The 16521-nt window shown below is 36.6% G+C and carries 19 protein-coding genes and 4 tRNA genes; 10 read left to right on the forward strand and 13 right to left on the reverse strand.

Going from position 1 to position 16521, the window contains the following annotated elements; all coding sequences use genetic code 11:
* Nucleotides 1-23 precede the first annotated feature (23 nt).
* The 10 genes from C3L23_RS00450 to C3L23_RS00495 all read right to left on the reverse strand — a co-directional run bounded on the left by C3L23_RS00450 (nt 24) and on the right by C3L23_RS00495 (nt 6030).
* Nucleotides 24-113, reverse strand: a tRNA-Ser gene (locus C3L23_RS00450).
* A 33-nt stretch (nt 114-146) separates the two neighbouring features.
* Nucleotides 147-234: transfer RNA gene (locus C3L23_RS00455), tRNA-Leu, on the reverse strand.
* Nucleotides 235-280: 46 nt separating this feature from the next.
* Nucleotides 281-355 (reverse strand) — tRNA-Cys (locus tag C3L23_RS00460).
* A 25-nt stretch (nt 356-380) separates the two neighbouring features.
* Nucleotides 381-457: transfer RNA gene (locus tag C3L23_RS00465), tRNA-Gly, on the reverse strand.
* 78 nt (nt 458-535) lie between these two features.
* A complete protein-coding gene (gene pckA, locus C3L23_RS00470) occupies nt 536-2113 on the reverse strand; it encodes a phosphoenolpyruvate carboxykinase (ATP) (RefSeq protein WP_127679212.1) in 1578 nt (525 codons plus the stop codon).
* Between the two features lie 127 nt (nt 2114-2240).
* Nucleotides 2241-2453 (reverse strand): hypothetical protein, encoded by a 213-nt coding sequence (locus C3L23_RS00475; RefSeq protein WP_127679213.1) that lies wholly within the window; start codon nt 2451-2453, stop codon nt 2241-2243.
* Nucleotides 2454-2462: 9 nt separating this feature from the next.
* The gene (locus C3L23_RS00480; RefSeq protein WP_127679214.1) at nt 2463-3659 is read right to left on the reverse strand and encodes a cytochrome d ubiquinol oxidase subunit II; all 1197 of its coding nucleotides are present in this window, start codon (nt 3657-3659) and stop codon (nt 2463-2465) included.
* Complete coding sequence (locus C3L23_RS00485) at nt 3659-5233, reverse strand: cytochrome ubiquinol oxidase subunit I (protein ID WP_127679215.1); 1575 nt, start codon at nt 5231-5233, stop codon at nt 3659-3661. Before C3L23_RS00485 ends, C3L23_RS00480 begins: the two co-directional genes overlap by 1 nt.
* 1 nt (nt 5234) lies before the next feature.
* Entirely contained in the window at nt 5235-5465 is a 231-nt protein-coding gene (locus tag C3L23_RS00490) for a DUF4492 domain-containing protein (protein WP_127679216.1), read from the reverse strand.
* Between the two features lie 178 nt (nt 5466-5643).
* Complete coding sequence (locus C3L23_RS00495) at nt 5644-6030, reverse strand: class II SORL domain-containing protein (protein ID WP_127679217.1); 387 nt, start codon at nt 6028-6030, stop codon at nt 5644-5646.
* Nucleotides 6031-6143: 113 nt separating this feature from the next.
* On the opposite strand from C3L23_RS00495, the gene rnhA reads away from it, so the two are divergent.
* The 4 genes from rnhA to aroC all read left to right on the forward strand — a co-directional run bounded on the left by rnhA (nt 6144) and on the right by aroC (nt 9168).
* Nucleotides 6144-6566 (forward strand): ribonuclease HI, encoded by a 423-nt coding sequence (gene rnhA, locus C3L23_RS00500; protein WP_127679218.1) that lies wholly within the window; start codon nt 6144-6146, stop codon nt 6564-6566.
* Entirely contained in the window at nt 6566-7342 is a 777-nt protein-coding gene (locus C3L23_RS00505) for an HDOD domain-containing protein (RefSeq protein ID WP_127679219.1), read from the forward strand. Before rnhA ends, C3L23_RS00505 begins: the two co-directional genes overlap by 1 nt.
* Nucleotides 7332-8012 carry a ribonuclease III gene (gene rnc / locus C3L23_RS00510; RefSeq protein WP_127679220.1) on the forward strand — a complete coding sequence of 227 codons (681 nt, stop codon included), beginning with the start codon at nt 7332-7334 and terminating at the stop codon, nt 8010-8012. The genes C3L23_RS00505 and rnc overlap by 11 nt, the downstream gene beginning before the upstream one ends.
* Nucleotides 8013-8094: 82 nt before the next feature.
* A complete protein-coding gene (gene aroC, locus C3L23_RS00515) occupies nt 8095-9168 on the forward strand; it encodes a chorismate synthase (RefSeq protein ID WP_127679221.1) in 1074 nt (357 codons plus the stop codon).
* On the opposite strand, the gene C3L23_RS00520 is transcribed toward aroC, so the two are convergent.
* Complete coding sequence (locus C3L23_RS00520; protein WP_127679222.1) at nt 9162-9470, reverse strand: cupin domain-containing protein; 309 nt, start codon at nt 9468-9470, stop codon at nt 9162-9164. The genes aroC and C3L23_RS00520 overlap by 7 nt on opposite strands.
* The gene (locus tag C3L23_RS00525; protein WP_168175684.1) at nt 9467-10111 is read right to left on the reverse strand and encodes an MqnA/MqnD/SBP family protein; all 645 of its coding nucleotides are present in this window, start codon (nt 10109-10111) and stop codon (nt 9467-9469) included. Before C3L23_RS00525 ends, C3L23_RS00520 begins: the two co-directional genes overlap by 4 nt.
* 37 nt (nt 10112-10148) lie before the next feature.
* Here C3L23_RS00525 and C3L23_RS00530 point away from each other — a divergent pair, with 37 nt between their 5' ends.
* The 6 genes from C3L23_RS00530 (at nt 10149) to nspC (ending at nt 14543) form a co-directional block, all read left to right on the forward strand.
* Entirely contained in the window at nt 10149-10370 is a 222-nt protein-coding gene (locus C3L23_RS00530) for a MoaD/ThiS family protein (protein WP_127679224.1), read from the forward strand.
* Between the two features lie 43 nt (nt 10371-10413).
* Nucleotides 10414-10845 (forward strand): molybdenum cofactor biosynthesis protein MoaE, encoded by a 432-nt coding sequence (locus C3L23_RS00535; protein ID WP_127679225.1) that lies wholly within the window; start codon nt 10414-10416, stop codon nt 10843-10845.
* A 17-nt stretch (nt 10846-10862) separates the two neighbouring features.
* Entirely contained in the window at nt 10863-12050 is a 1188-nt protein-coding gene (locus C3L23_RS00540) for a molybdopterin molybdotransferase MoeA (RefSeq protein ID WP_127679226.1), read from the forward strand.
* A gap of 33 nt (nt 12051-12083) precedes the next feature.
* On the forward strand, nt 12084-12605 hold the full coding sequence (locus C3L23_RS00545) for a hypothetical protein (protein ID WP_127679227.1): 522 nt from the start codon (nt 12084-12086) through the stop codon (nt 12603-12605).
* A gap of 76 nt (nt 12606-12681) precedes the next feature.
* Nucleotides 12682-13131 (forward strand): DUF1931 family protein, encoded by a 450-nt coding sequence (locus C3L23_RS00550; RefSeq protein WP_127679228.1) that lies wholly within the window; start codon nt 12682-12684, stop codon nt 13129-13131.
* Between the two features lie 296 nt (nt 13132-13427).
* Entirely contained in the window at nt 13428-14543 is a 1116-nt protein-coding gene (gene nspC / locus C3L23_RS00555) for a carboxynorspermidine decarboxylase (protein ID WP_127679229.1), read from the forward strand.
* On the opposite strand, the gene C3L23_RS00560 is transcribed toward nspC, so the two are convergent.
* Entirely contained in the window at nt 14524-16503 is a 1980-nt protein-coding gene (locus C3L23_RS00560; RefSeq protein WP_127679230.1) for an EAL domain-containing protein, read from the reverse strand. The genes nspC and C3L23_RS00560 overlap by 20 nt on opposite strands.
* Between the last annotated feature and the right edge of the window lie 18 nt (nt 16504-16521).

The raw sequence follows: 16521 nt of genomic DNA on the forward strand, positions 1-16521 counted from the left end.
AGACACTTTTATTGTTTAAAAAGTGGCGGAGAGGGCGGGATTCGAACCCGCGGAGGCCTTGCGACCTCAACGGCTTTCAAGGCCGCCGGTTTCAACCACTCACCCACCTCTCCATTAAAAACTTAAATTTAAGTTTTACAAGTGGATGGTGCCCGGGGCCGGACTCGAACCGGCACGGGAAAAGCTCCCGAGGGATTTTAAGTCCCTTGCGTCTACCAATTCCGCCACCCGGGCATTGTGAAGTGAAAGTTTATCTAAAATTGCTTAAACTTCCCTTAAATGGAGGCGCCACCCGGATTCGAACCGGGGATCAGGGCTTTGCAGGCCCCTGCCTTAGCCACTTGGCTATGGCGCCAGATAAATCCAAAGCTTTGAATTTATGGAGCGGGCTACGGGATTCGAACCCGCGACCTCCACCTTGGCAAGGTGGCGCTCTAGCCAGCTGAGCTAAGCCCGCATATCAGGACTAGAATTATATAAAAAAACTAACTAAAATGCAATACTTAAGATAAAAGGAAAAGAAAAAAAGTATAAATTATATTTTTGGACCTGCTTTTTCGAACTCTTTTCCTTCAGGTACGTCTTCGTATCTTTTGAAGTTTTCTACAAACATACTTGCAAGTTTTTTAAGCTGAGCATCGTATTCGTCTTTATTTTCCCATGTATTTCTCGGATTTAATACTTTTGTATTTACACCCGGCAGTTCTTTTGGAATTTGCAGATCAAATACCGGAAGCACTTCAAATTCCGCATCATTTATGCTTCCGTCAAGAATCGCATTAATACACGCTCTTGTGTCTTTAATGCTCATTCTGTGGCCAATTCCGTAAGGACCTCCTGTCCACCCGGTATTTACAAGATAAACGTTAACTTCGTGTTTGTCTATTTTTTCTCCCAGAAGTTTTGCATAAGCAGTAGGGTGTAACGGTAAGAAAGGCTCGCCAAAACATGCGCTGAATGTTGCTACAGGCTCGGTAATACCTCTTTCAGTTCCTGCAACTTTTGCAGTATAACCGCTTAGAAAATAATACATTGCCTGTTCTTTTGTAAGTTTGCTTACAGGAGGTAAAACACCGAATGCGTCTGCACTTAAGAATATAATATTTTTCGGGTGTCCTCCCTGTAAGGTGCATTCATGGTTTTCAATATGTTCTATAGGATATGATACTCTTGTATTTTCCGTTTTGCTTCCGTCTGTATAGTCTACTTCTCCGTTTTCGTTAATAACAACGTTTTCAAGCAATGCACCTTTTCTAATCGCACCGTAAATTTCAGGCTCGCTGTCTTTATCAAGGTTGATTACTTTTGCGTAGCATCCGCCTTCAAAGTTAAATACGCCTTTATCGTCCCATCCGTGTTCGTCATCACCTATAAGTTTTCTTTTCGGATCTGTTGATAAAGTAGTTTTTCCTGTGCCGCTTAGTCCGAAGAAAAGAGCGACATCTCCTTTTTCACCAACGTTTGCAGAACAGTGCATTGAAAGTTTCCCTTCAAGCGGCAGCCAGTAATTCATCATAGTAAATATACCTTTTTTAAGTTCGCCACCATATAATGTTCCGCTCATTACGGCAAGATTTTCCTCTATATTAAAAGCAACGAAAATATCGCTGTTAAGACCTTCTTCTTTCCATTCAGGATATCTGGCTTTTCCGGCAACCAAGAAGGTGAAATCAGGTTTAAAGTTTGCTTTTTCCTCTTCAGAAGGCAATATAAACATATTCATAACAAAATGTGCCTGCCATGCTATAGGTGTTACGAATCTGATGCCTCTTCTGCTTTCTTTGCTTGCTCCTACGAAAACGTCAACAACATATAATTCGTCTTTTTTTGAAAGTTCATCTTTTGTGAATGCTTCTAATTTTTTAAATGTATCTAGAGAGATCGGCTGATTTATGCTTCCCCACGCTATATATTGATCACTTGGAGCCTGTTTTACAAAATATTTATCTTTTGGGCTTCTTCCTGTAAATTCTCCAGTATCAACAGCTGTAGCACCGCTTGCGGTTAACTCTACTTCACCTTTTTTAAGTGTGTCTTCAATAATTTTTTCATAGCTTGGATTGTGTATTATTTTATTTGCTTTAATACCAATCTTATCTAATTCGGTTATCATAAAATTCTCCTAATAAGTGTGGTTGTATGGATTAAAATTATAACAAAAAAATGTTAACACAAATAGTTGAAAGTGAAATTAAATATATGAAGATTTGCAGAAAAAAATGAAAGAAAAAGAGGGAAGATTAAAGATCTTTTTCAACCCCGCTTTTTTTAAGTGTAAATTCAACGAATTTGTAGCATATTACTATTAAAATAGGCCACATAAAAAATAGAATTAATCCCCATGTGGTATTAATATGCTGTGCTTCCGGATTAATTCCGTTTGGTAAAAGCTGTTCAGAAGCGAAAAGAAAGCTTCCGAAAAACAGTGTTATTAATGCTAAAAATTTTCTCATAGCCACTCCTTAATATGCATGGTCATCAGTTAAGATTTCTTCTTTTGTAATAGGACCAGCTTTTTTCATTTGATACCAAACGTAAATAATGTATCCTAAAACAAAAGGAACAGCAACACTAACCCATGCCATAACCATTAGTGTATATTTAGAACCAGATGCGTTTTGAATAGTTAAACTGCTTTGTAAGTCAGCATAGCTTGGATAAAACGCTGTACCGTTAAGACCGGCTAATGTAAATACGATAATTCCGATTAATACTGTACCTAAACCTGCAGCCCAGATACCTTTTTTAGAACTACCGAATCCGCTTTGGAATACACCAAGAACAAATAAAACAACACCTACTAGGAATACGATTAACTGAATAGCACCGAATGCTAATAGGTTTTGTAAATATTTACCTGCAACTAATGAAACAGTACCTTTTGGATCATGAATATTGTATGCATAACCTTTCATGGTAATTAAACCGTAAAGAACAATTACTAAAGCTACAAGTAAAACGATGAAACATCTTTTTACTACCGCTCTTAGTCTTGCGATTACATCTGCAAAATCATTATCGTCAAGGTCGTTAATTAGCCATAACGCTCCTAAAATTCTAGCTACTGCAAAAACTAATACACCCATTGCAAGGTTAAACCATGCACCGTGTCTGAAGTCGATAGCAGCTTCAAGACCTCTTAGGTTGAATCCGTTTGCAGCAGTTCCCCATTCTAAAACTCTTGTAGCAGGATCGTAAGTAAAGTTTGAACCTGTAAAGAATGTACCAACAGCTGCACCGATTAAAACGATACCAACTAAACCGTTGAAATATAGGAAAAATTTATATGCGCCTTTACCGATAAGGTTGTTGCTTCTGTTCATATATTCATATGATACCGCCTGAAGTACGAATGCGAAAAGAATTAACATCCATACCCAGTAAGCACCACCGAATGATACTGAGTAAAATAGTGGGAATGCCGCGTATAACGCACCACCGAACATAACTAATGTTGTAAATGTAAGTTCCCATTTTCTACCAAGTGAATTTAAGATACCTCTCTCTTCCACTTCAGTTTTAGCTACGTGAAATAGTGTTTGTCCACCTTGAACAAATGTCATAAATAAGAATAGTCCTCCAAGAACCGCAACGATTATCCACCAGTAAAACTGTAGATAAAAATGCGTTGCGTCCACTGTAATTGGTGCCCAAGTCATTAGTGCGCTCCTTTTGGTCCGTTTTTAACGACCGTAAATAGGATTTTAAGCTCTGCAATACCAAGGATTACGAATGCTGTTAAGAACATAAAGAATGTTGCTTGCACATTTGTTAAGGCGATTGGTGTAACAGATTCGCTTGTCGGTAAAATACCGAATACTGTCCAAGGCTGTCTTCCGATTTCTGCAGTCATCCATCCGAAACTTGTACCGATCCATGGTAACGGAACTGAAAGTACCGCAAGTTTTTGAACAAGTGTATTGTTTTCGAAAGTACCTTTTATGATTGCAACGTAAGCTAAAATGAATAGTAAAATGAACCAGAATCCAAGTGCAACCATGATATGGAATGAATAGAATACTGGTGCTACAGGCGGATACAGTTTAGTAGGGTCAGTTAAATATCCGTATCCCATTAAGTCTGCTCTTGTAACAGTTACACCGTCAACTGTCGCAACTGGTGCATAGAATTTAGCTTTTGCAGCTTCCATTCCGGCTTTGTCTCCTCTTGCTTTAGCAATATGGTATGCTTTAAGTGCTTCAATTGCGATAGCACCTTCTTCATGTAATTTTTCAAACGGCCAGATTCCGTATTTAGGATTTCCGTTTACTAAATCTTTTAAACCTGGCACAAATGCATTGATATTTCTTTTCCCAAGAAGTGACAACATTCCAGGAAGTTCGATTTTAAATGCAAATGCCTGATCATTGCTAGCAGTAGTTCTAGGATCTACTGTTTTAGGAATACCGATCGCTACTATTGGTGCACCTTTTTCACCTACGATCAGACCTTCTGCCGAAGCAATTTTAGTAGGCTGTGTGTTCGCTACTTCATATGCGTGTTCGTCACCGATTACCGCTGTAAAGATTGATGCGATTAAACCGAATGCTGCTGCAACTGTTGCAGATTTTTTTGCAAATTCTTTATGTTTGCCTCTAAGCAGATATAAAGATGAAATACCAAGAACGAATACAGCTGCCAATGTATATGCGCTGCTCACAACGTGTAAGAACTTAACCTGTGCAACAGGCTGAGTAATCATTGCAAAAAAGTTTGTCATTTCAAGTCTAGCGTTGTCTATATTGTATCTGTAGAATTCGCTGCTTGGATGCTGCATAAATCCGTTTGCAATAAGAATCCATAATGCAGAAAGATTTGAACCTATTGCAAGCAGCCAAGATGCAGTTAAGTGAACTCCTTTGCTAACTCTTTTCCATCCGAAGAATGCGATAGCCGCAAATGTCGCTTCTAAGAAGAACGCAACAATGCCTTCAACCGCTAATGGTGCTCCGAATAAGTCACCAACAACCCATGAGTATGTAGACCAGTTTGTTCCAAACTCAAATTCGTGAATAATACCTGTAGATAAACCGATTGCAAAGTTAATACCGAAGATTAACTGCCAAAATTGCGTAATTTCTTTCCATTCAGCTTTTCCAGTTTTTACGTAAATCGTTTCAAAAAACGCTACTATAAACGACATACCGAGAGTAAACGGTACGAAGAAAAAGTGGAAAAGTGCCGTCATAGCAAACTGGGCTCTCGCCCATTCAAGCATGCTGTAATCTACCATGCTATTCCTCCTTTTTTTGTTTGTCGGCTGTGATTTTAGTCAATTGATTGATGTAAAGCGCTTTTTGAGCTTCTTTCCCTTTTACTTTAGAGTTTAAAGTAGGAAAGAAAAAAACTTTAAGCACTACAAAAATCACAACCAACTTAATAATGATTATCAGCCAAAGTCTTTGACCGATGCTTGACATGTTTTTAAAACCGTCAATGTAAAAAAACAGAATGCGTTTAATCATAAGCCCTCCTTCGAGGCTACGGAAATTATATATCAAAAAAAAGGGGGTGTCAATAAATTTTAATTTATATTTAATAGAAAAATAGTCTTTTTATACATATGAATATTCATTTAGTTTAATTAATGTAAAATTTTTGTCAGACTGCCCTAAAAAAGGGCATTTCGGAGAAAAGTATCTTTTATTCTGATATGGTAACTTCTTTAACTTCGCTTTCCCATAAACCGTGTTTAGTACAGTAAGCCATAGCAGTAAGTTTTAGTTTGTTTGAAGTAGGAACAATGTAGAAGTCAACTTCAACGTGGTCTTTTTGATTACCAAGTGTTCCAGGTGTAAATGTCGCCTGTCCCAACAGTGTTTCACCGTTCCATAATTGAACATATGCGATGTAATGATCAAAATCGTCCGGATGAGAGTATTCGTTTCCGACTTTAACTTTAACTTTAAATTTTTCACCTTTTTTAGCTGTGTCTTCACAGTGTACGAATGGTGAATGTCTGTCGATGTAGTCTTTTTTTGCTTCTCTGTCTATTTGAGAAATGTCTTGATATCTGTTAATTTTTGGCATTTTTGCCTCCTTTTGTTAAAATTTTTAAGTATTATAACAGAAAAAAATAAAAAAGACAAATTTTATCTTTTTACTTAAATACTCAATTAATAAAAAATATTAAAAAGGCGACAATGAAAAGTATAGAAATTTTTACGGACGGAAGCTCCCTGGGGAATCCCGGACCCGGCGGATGGTGTGCTATTTTGAGATATAAAGGACATGAAAAAATTTTAAAAGGCGGAGAAGATCATACTACAAACAACAGAATGGAACTGACAGCTGTAATTGAAGCTCTCAAGGCATTAAAAGAGCCCTGTGAAATTAATCTTTATTCCGATTCCACTTATGTGCTTAAAGGGCTTAGCGAATGGCTTGAGGGATGGATAAAAAAAGATTTTAAAAACGTAAAAAACCCGGATTTGTGGAAAGAGTTTATAAATGTAAGCAAAAAGCATAAAATTAATGTGAACTGGGTGAAAGGGCATTCCGGACACAAGGAAAATGAAATTTGTGATAAAATTGCAAAAGAGGAAGCTGAAAAAAGGAAAAAATAATGCTTATTTCCCAGGAAGATATTAAAAAATACCTTTCACAGGTGCCGCCTATTCCAGAAAATGCAATGAAAGCGTTAAAATATTTAAAAGAAGGCGATTTGAAAAAAGCGGCACAGGAAGCCGAAAACGATCTTGTATTAAAAAAGCAGATTGAACATGTTGTTAATTCCGCATATTTTTCTCTGCCTAACAAAGTTGAAGATACTGTGCAGCTGTTTACAATGATAGGTATTGAAATGGCCAAAAGCCTAGTATACAGTTATATTGTTTCACTTTTAGAGCCAAAGGAATGGAAAATATTCAATATTAATTTTAAAGATTTTCAGGCTCAGTTTCTTGCTTCGTATGAAGAATATATGATTTTGGAATTTGGAAAAGAGACATATAAAAAATATCCGGAAATAGGAGCAATTATACCTGTGGCGGTGTGCGTATGCGATATGCTGCTCGGAGACAAAAAAGATAAACTTGATTTAATATTGGAATCTTCCCCTCTGGAAATCGGAACTCTTCTTAAAAGAATGACTGGAGTAACGCTTTTTGGTATTGCGGCTGAAATAGCGAAAATCTGGGAACTTGAAGAGGAAAAATGCGAAATAATCAAAAACAGCGAATGTATTAAATGTGAAAATCCGATCAGCGCTCTTACGCATTTTCTGTTTTTTTACATGGCCAGTAAGCCTCAGTTTATGGATTTAAACTCTTTAATAGAATTTAATCCTAAATGTATGGATTTAATACCTAAAACAACACAAAGGATAATGAATGCAGATTAAGGAATTAGAAAAGAGCTTGGGGTATCAGTTTAAGAATGAGAAATTGATAACCGAGGCTCTGACACACAGAAGTTATAAAAAAGAGGTAAACAACGAAAGGCTTGAATTTTTAGGCGATGCGGTTATGGATCTGATTGTAGGGGAATATCTTTTTCATCTTTTTCCAAAAGCAGAAGAAGGGACACTTTCGAAATTAAGAGCCGCTCTTGTAAATGAGGATTCTTTTACTAGGCTTGCAAAAAGACTTAATTTAGGAAAATTTTTATATCTCTCTCCTGCCGAAGAGAATAATAACGGAAGGGAAAAGCCGTCTATTCTTTCAAGCGCTTTTGAAGCGGTAATAGGTGCTATTTATCTTGAGTCCGGGTTTGAAAAAGCAAAAGACGTGGCTCTTAAACTGTTAAAAGAAGAATTTCCTATTATTACGCCTGAAGAGCTTCTTAAAGATTATAAAACCACTCTTCAGGAGATTACACAGGCACATTTCGGGGTTGTTCCCGAGTACAGGCTTATAAGTGCGAGCGGACCTGATCACAAAAAAGAGTTTGAAATCGGAGTGTTTATTCAAGACAAAGAGTATGCCAGAGCAAAAGGTAAAAGTAAAAAAACCGCACAGCAGGAAGGTGCAAGGCTTACTATCGATATGCTGAAAAAAGAGCTTAATTTATAAGTGGTTAAGTTGTGAAGTAGATAAGTGGTGAAGAGGTGTAGGAAAGAAAAGATGGGGATAGATACGGACAAAAAGGAAAATAATGTTTAACAGTTTCGGAGAGATATTCAGATTTACGACATTCGGCGAATCTCACGGTAAAGCCATAGGTGTTATAGTTGACGGGGTTCCTGCCGGGCTTGATTTTGACGGAGAATTTTTGCAAAACGAGCTTGACAGAAGAAAACCCGGCAAAAACAGATTTGCCACACAAAGAAAAGAAAGTGACACCGCAGAGGTGTTAAGCGGGGTGTTTGAAGGCAAAACGACCGGTACTCCTATTGCAATCGCTATTTTTAATAAAGATCAAAAAAGCAAAGACTATTCAAACATAAAAGACCTGTTCCGTCCGGGACATGCGGATTTTACTTACTGGCATAAATACGGAATCAGAGACTACAGAGGCGGCGGAAGAAGCTCAGCCCGTGAAACGGCCGCAAGGGTTGCAGCCGGAGCTGTTGCCAAAATGATTCTTAAAGAGCTTAATATAGAAGTAAAAGCCGGAGTTATCGAAATAGGCGGAGTAAGAGCCGAAAAAGAAAATTATGAATACGCTAAAACCTCTCCGCTTTTTGCCCTTGATGAAAAAACTGAAGAGAAATGGATAGAGCTTATAGATGAAAAAAGAAACGAGCATAATTCTTTAGGAGGGGTTGTTAAGTTAAAGATAGAAGGTCTGCCTGCGGGGCTTGGAGAGCCGGTATATTACAAACTGGATAATATTCTGGCAAGCGCAATGGTAAGTATAAATGCCGTAAAAGGCATCTATATAGGCAACAGCGAGGCACATAAACTCACAGGTCTGGAAAACAACGACGAAATCTCAAAAGAAGGGTTTTTGAGTAATAACGCAGGAGGGGTTTTAGGCGGTATAAGCAACGGAGAAAGCGTTGAAGCGGAAATTTATTTCAAACCAACACCTTCTATTTTCAAAACCCAAAAAACAGTTGATATATACGGAAATGAGGTTGAGGTTGATTTGAAAGGAAGGCATGATCCGATTGTTGCAATCAGGGGAAGTGTTGTTGCCGAATCAATGGCGGCGTGTGTAATAGCCGATATGCTTATGCTTAATATGACCAGAAAAATGGAATATATAAAAAAAATATATCAGTAAATATGAACGGCAAGCCAAACGGCCGTTTTTTTTGTTTTGAGCAGTGTATGAGGCGTATTTGCGGGTATAAACAGCCAGTCTCCCGATTTTAGTTTTTTTACATCACCGTTTATTTCTATTTTTGCACAGCCTTTTAAAAGCACTACGAATTCGTCTTCTTTTTGTATAAAAGTCTGAGGAGTTTTCAGGGTATTTGAAACAATTTTTTTTATTTCTATATTTTTGTGTTTTAAAAGAGTATAAAACAGTTCACTGTCGATTTCAGGCAGTTTGTTTATTTCAAATAAATTTTCTTTTTTCATTTTATTTTTTTTGAAAGTTCCCAGAATTTTTTAAGCGCCCTTTTTTCCTGCCAGCCTATTTTGTAGTAAATGATGTTGTCAAGATAATCTTTTGCCTCTTTTGCCGAAATTCCGGTTTTGTCAGCATATTTTTTAAGTGTAAGATAAGGTATTTTCTGTTTTTTTCTTAAAAATTCGTTTATAAGTTTTTTGTATTTATCATGGCTGCGGTTTGTGCAAAACAAGGCAAATACAAAAGGCAGTTTATATTTTTCATACCAGACTTTTGCCAGGTCCGTGCAGTTTTTTTCTTTAAACGCTTTGTCTCCGATGACCACTTTTCCGTTTGCATGAAGAACTTTTGCCAGAACGTTTGAAGTGGCTGATTCTATATCGGATCCTTCCCCCGGGCAGACTAAAACGGTTTTAACTCTTTTTTTTGCAGCAATGCCTGCATTTAAGCATTTTTTGTTTTGTGCTTTTATAGAAGAGATAAAGGCTGCGTCGATTATACCTTTTTCAAACCAGCCGTTTACTATTGAAGGATATGCTTTTTTTGTTTTTATCCCTTTTTGTTTTAAAAATTGATAAAATGGCAAAAGGTTTAAATAATCGATATGACCTATTAGCATATTAACCTTTTTTGGGTAATATTTTATCATATAATATGCTGTTGATATAGCAAAGAAGGAGTTTTTGATGGTAAAAGTAGAATTTTTGGGCCCTATTGGAAAAGAAAGCATTGAACTGGACGTGAAAAATCTGAAAGAATTAAAAGAAGTTTTAAATAAAGACGAGGAGCTTTCCAAATGGCTGGAAAACAGCGCTGTCGCAATTAATGATAAAATAGTAAAAGAAATCGACGCTGTTTTAAACGATGGAGACAGAGTAGCGATACTTCCGCCTGTATGCGGAGGATAAACTTTAATGAAAAATAAACAGTGAAAATTAATAAGGAGAGCCGATGTTAGAAGTTTTTAAAGGAGGAGTTCCCGTAATTCCGACACTGGAAAGATGGTATGAAGAATTTAAACTTGAAGGATACGGAGCTATGATACCGTTTATCGGAATAGTAAGACCCGATAACGGAATTGAAGGGCTCAGTTTTGATCTTTATCTTCCGATGCTTAACGACTGGTTTAAAAAATGGCAAAATCTTGAAGACTGTAAAATAACCATGGCGCACAGTTTCGGCGATGTTATGGTAGGCGAGACAAGTTTTTTATGCGCTATTTTTACAAGACACAGGACGGAAGGTTTTAAGTATCTTGAAGAGTTTGTAGAAGATTTTAAAGCAAACGCGCCGATTTGGAAATACGATTTGATAGACGGAAAAAGAATTTTTGCCGAAGACAGGGCGAAAGACCTTCCCGGAGCCGGTTTGTTAAGCGAATAAAAACATAAGGAGAAGTAATGGCACATATAAGTTTTGATGATTCAATAAAAATTTTAAAAGAAAACCTTCCGGATACAAAAGAAAGCGAGAGAGTTTTTTTGGAAAATGCCTTAAACAGGGTGTTGGCGGATGATATTAAAGCAAAATACGATAATCCGTATATGCCGACCGCTTCAATGGACGGATTTGCGGTTAGACATGATGATATTGACGAAGAAATAAAAATAATAGGAAGAAATCCGGCCGGAACTTTTGAATATACAAAAATTAAAAAAGGTGAAGCGGTTAAGACGTATACCGGCAGTTTTATGCCTGAAAACAGCGATACGCTTGTGCCTATAGAAAATGTAGAAGTCATGGGAGACAGACTAATAATAAAAGAAAAAGTCCAAAAGGGTTATTCCGTAAGACCTGTAGGGGAAGATTTTAAAAAGGGAGAAGTCCTTCTTAAAAAAGGCACTTTAATCAAAGCCGGAGAAATCGGCGTTCTTGCTTCTCTAGGCATACCTGTCGTAAGCGTTGTCAAAAAGCCCGTTGTATCTGTTATAGCGACTGGGGAAGAAGTGGTTGACCTTGATGAAGAGTACAAAATGGGGCAGATAAGAAGTTCAAATAATTATACACTTGCCGCACTAGGTAAAAGCCTGGGATATGAAACCCATAATCTGGGAATAGCGGGAGACAACAAAGAAGATATAAAAAGAAAAATAACATCGGCTCTTAAAAACAGCGATATTGTTGTGACAACGGGAGGCGTAAGCGTCGGGGATTTTGATTTTGTAAAGGAAATCACAGGTGAATTTGAAGTTCTCTTTCACGGAGTAAACATCAAACCTGGACAGTGGATTATGATTGCGCGTGCAGGAGACAAATATATTGTTTCTCTTCCGGGATTTCCGTACAGTAGTTTCGTAACGTTTTTATTATACGTAGTTCCTATAGCCGACAGTTTTGAAAATAAAACCTCGTTGAAAACAGTAGAGGCAAAACTGAGAGACGAGTTTGTGAAAAAATTTAAAAAAACCCAGTTTGTAGCGGTTAATATTTCTTTTGAAAACGGTGAATACGTTGTAGATGTAAGAGGCAAAAAACAGGGAAGCAGCGGAATTCTTACGAACCTGATAGGCAATGAAGCTCTTATGATGCTTCAAGAAGGACTGTATACGTTAAAAGCCGGGGAAAAAGTAAAAGTGATTCTCTATTAGATATAATTTTAAAAAAATACAAAAGGATGTGAAATGAAAAAATTGGTATTAAGCGCATTGGCGGCGGCAAGCCTTTTTGCGGGTAATTTTATTAATCTGCAGGTTAGTAGTGACAATGTAATGGTAGAAGGTCAGGCAAAAGTTACTTATCAACAGCCTTTTTATGTAAGAGGCGGATATCTGATTCATTCTGATAAATCAAATTTCTTTTATGCGGGAGTTAAAAGCGAAGGTCAGGCGATAGGACTTGATCTGCCTGTTAAGTTTTCACTGTTTATGGATTTTGTTCATACTGATCACAACTCTGCTCTTCCTATAGGTTTAGGTGCGTCAGGATATATTCAGCAGTTTTCTCTTCCGGTGTTTGTAAGAGGAGAGTTTGAATATGCTCCGAATATTTTAAGTTTTGACGAAGCTGATAAATTTATGAAATTTAAAGTGGAAACGGGAACACAGTTTATTGAAAACGGAGAGGTTTTTGCAGGTTACAGGGATATAAAATTTAATCACACTTATGACAGCAGTTTATATGTGGGAGTGGGCTTTACATTTTAATTGAGCCTATTTCACTAATACTACTTGACATTTAGATGATAAAGTTTTATAATTATAAAAAACTTAAGGAGAGAAAATGTCAAGAGTAGTAGGATTCAAAAAAATAGAAGCTGTATTTAAAAAAGCGGCAAGTTTAGAACTGGATAAATCTAAAGCAGACAGAATTATCGATATTGTTGAAAAAAAATTTCATGATTTGCTGTTAGTTGCAGTGGAAAAAACAGGATTTAACGGCAGAGATATTATTATGCCGGCTGACATGCCTTTAACAAAAGGTTTTGAAGAAAGCATCAGAGAATTTAAAAAACTTGAAGAAGAAGTTGATTTGAAAGACGTGTTATTATATTTAGAGCAGATTCCGCCTCTAAAATATCCGATTTCAAAAGAGCTTGAAGAAGTGCTTCCGGAATATATCGGAGCTTTAATGTTAATTGTGGCAAGAGTTCTTAAACAGCTTGGAGCTCATAAAAAACCTAGTGTAGAAGATATTGAAAAAGCTGAAAGAATTTTAGACCTGACTTTATAATCGGGTCTTTTATTCTTTTTTATTTTATTACTGATTGGTGACAGACACTGATAAAATTGTGGAGTGGATAGGTGGTGAAGTAGTTAAGTTGTGAAGCAGTTAACTTGTGAAGGCTGAAGGGTAAGAATTGAGAATTAAAAAATCGGGGTCCCTGAAAGTCGTAAGACTTTTTGAGGTGAAGAGAGAATGGAGAATTAAGAATTATTTTAGTGTCAGACGCTTATAAATTCAAAATAGATAATAAAGTTAATCAGTTTGATGATGTATTTAGTATAATTTCATAAAAAAGGCTGTTAATGGAAATTAAAACACCCGCATATGTTATAGAAGAAAACCTGCTTGAAAAAAACCTTAAAATTCTTGACAGGGTGCAAAAAGAAGCCAATGCCAAAATTCTTGTGGCTTTAAAAGGTTACGCTACTTGGTCCACTTTTGATTTGCTTGAAAAATATCTCAGTGGAGCTACCGCAAGCGGTTTATGGGAAGCGAAACTTGCCAATATGAAACCATGGGAAGTGCATACATACTGTCCGGCATTTAAAGAAAGCGAAATTGACGAAGTGGCTGATATTTCACATACTGTGGTATTTAACAGTTTTAATCAGCTTGAAAGATTTGAAGACAGGGTAAAAGAAAAATCTTTAATAGGACTTAGGGTAAATCCCGGAGTGTCAAGTTCTCCGGTACCGTTATACGATCCCTGCGCTCCGTTTAGCCGTCTTGGTGTTCCAAAAGCCAATTTCAAAGCAGATAAACTTAAAAACGTAAGCGGGCTGCATTTTCATGCGCTTTGCGAACAGTTGGACACGGCGCTGGAAAAAACTCTGGAAGGGTTTGAAAAGCTTTACGGAGAGTATCTTAAAGACATGCAGTGGGTGAATTTCGGCGGAGGGCATCATATTACGAGAGAAGGATACGATGTCGATCATCTGATAGAAATGATAAAAGAATTCAGAAACAGATATCCGAATATAAAAGACGTTTATTTAGAACCTGGCGAAGCGGTGGGGCTTAACGCCGGATATCTGATGGCGGAGGTGCTCGATATTATTGACAACGGGATGAAAATAGCCATACTCGATACATCTGCCGAGGCTCATATGCCAGATGTATTAGCCATGCCTTACAGACCTGTAGTAAGGGGAGCGGGAGAGCCTAATGAGAAAAAATACACTTACAGACTCGGGGGAGTTACATGTCTTGCCGGGGACGTCATAGGGGATTACAGTTTCGATGAGCCTTTACAGATAGGAGATAAAATTATATTTGAAGATATGGCAATTTATACAATGGTTAAAAATACGGCGTTTAACGGTATAAAACTTCCTGATATAATTATAAAAAGAAAAGACGGATCAGTTTATAAAGCAAGAGAATTTCATTATGAGGATTTTAAAAACCGTTTAAGTTAAAGTTCTCGCTGAATTCTTTTACTTTTCTAAACGGTATGGCAGGAGAGAATATATATCCCTGTATATAGTCTATTCCCATTTCTTGTAATAAATTTAACTGTGATTTTTTTTCCACCCCTTCCGCCACTACTTTTATATTTAAATCTTTACAGAGGTTTATTGTGTTTTTACAGACCAAATAGCCTTTTTTGTCTTCTATTTCGTCAATGAGGGATTTGTCCAGTTTCAGCTCTTCTATTGTATATTTAATAAGCGTTTCGAGAGATGAATAGCCTACTCCAAAGTCGTCTACTGAGATAGGGAAATTTTTGCTTTTGAGTTTTTGAATGTTTTTTTGCGCATCTTTATTTATAAAACTTCTTTCAATAATTTCAAACATTATATTTTCATTTTCGAATATTGATATGATTTTTTCCATAGCATCGCTGCTTTTTAACGTATCTGGATGGAGATTAACGCTTATTTGAGGGTAAAAATTTTCATTCTTCCATTTCTGCAGGTCTTTTTTTACTTCTTTGCACACCCAGACGTCTATAATGGGAGCCAGTCCAGATTTTTCTATGATATCCAAAAAGAAAGGGCCTTTTATCTGACCGTTGTCGTTGTATCTTATAAGCGCTTCGTATTTTAACGCTTTATTGTTTTTAATGTCTATTTTCGGCTGGTAATAGATTAATAAATTGTCCTGGTTTAAATTGTTTATAAGTTCGTTTAATTTTGTATTCGCCTCTATTACTTCCTGATTTGCCAAAAAAGCTTTAATGTCTTTTTTAGCTCTGATTTCTTCTTCAATTTCCAGGTTTGTCTGAAGTATGTGTTTTTTGTTTTCGAGTGACTGTATTTTGAAATATTTTTTAATGAAATACGAATATACGGCCGTATCTACAGCCAGTAAGAATATTTGAAATAAAGGTATGGAAAATGAATTGCTTTTAAGAAAACCGTCAAATAAAATAGGAGTGGACCAGACTACGTGGTAAGAGGTAAAATGTACAGGCACCGTATGTACAAATATATATGCGGCTGCAAGATTAAAAAGAGGCAGCAGCACAAACGGCAGAAACAGAAATCTGTTAAATACAACGATTAAGAAAATCAGAATATCGTTTATATTAAATATCACGAAAGGGGACGCTATTTTGGCTACCGTTTTAACGGTAGAGTTTTTAGCGTTAATTAAAATAGCAATAAGAAGACTGGCGCCTATTCCGGCTCCTCCGATATTGATAAAAATCCTGTGAAATTCTCCGTAGGTAAGATTTGGAAACATATGTTTAAAAAGTATTTCTTTTCCGAAAAGTGCATTTACCATATGTTCCCCGTGTATTCCGAAAAACCAGAAAAGCTGTACGAAAAAATCTCTTATTGCGAGAATTACAATATCCGGAAGATTGAGTTTTAAAGGATTGTATTTATCGATAATTATGTCCATAACCGCGTCTATGGCTATATATGCCGCCATAGCCGCAATGTATGCAGCAAAAAATACGAAGATATAATTAAAAAATCTGTATATATGATAGTTTCCGTCTGTTACGTTTATATGCAGTGAAAATTTTGGGTAAAGTATTTTTAAAAAGTATGTACTTACAATCGGTGCAAAAATCGTAGCAGCCGTAAAACCGTACGGCAAAACCAGTTTTGAGTGAGGGTGCTCATATATCAGAATGGACAGAAATGTAACCATTGAAAGAATAATGGCTATTATTTCGGAAACTTTTATCCTTTTCGCCACAAAAAATGCAATTGACACTATAGCTACGAGAGAAGTGAATGAAAGAACGGATCTTTCAAAACGGAAAACTATATCCGTAGGTATAATGTTTATGTGAAAGTATGATACGAAAATATTAAAAAGAGCAAGAAAAGCGCTAAAAATAATAAAAGGTATTACAGCTATAAAAGCCTCTTGAAGAGTTATAATAAATGCAATGATTTTTTTATTCAAAAAAAATTTCAAGTCCCGCCTTTTTTAAAT

Source organism: Nautilia sp. PV-1, assembly GCF_004006315.1.
GTDB lineage: Bacteria > Campylobacterota > Campylobacteria > Campylobacterales > Nautiliaceae > Nautilia > Nautilia profundicola_A.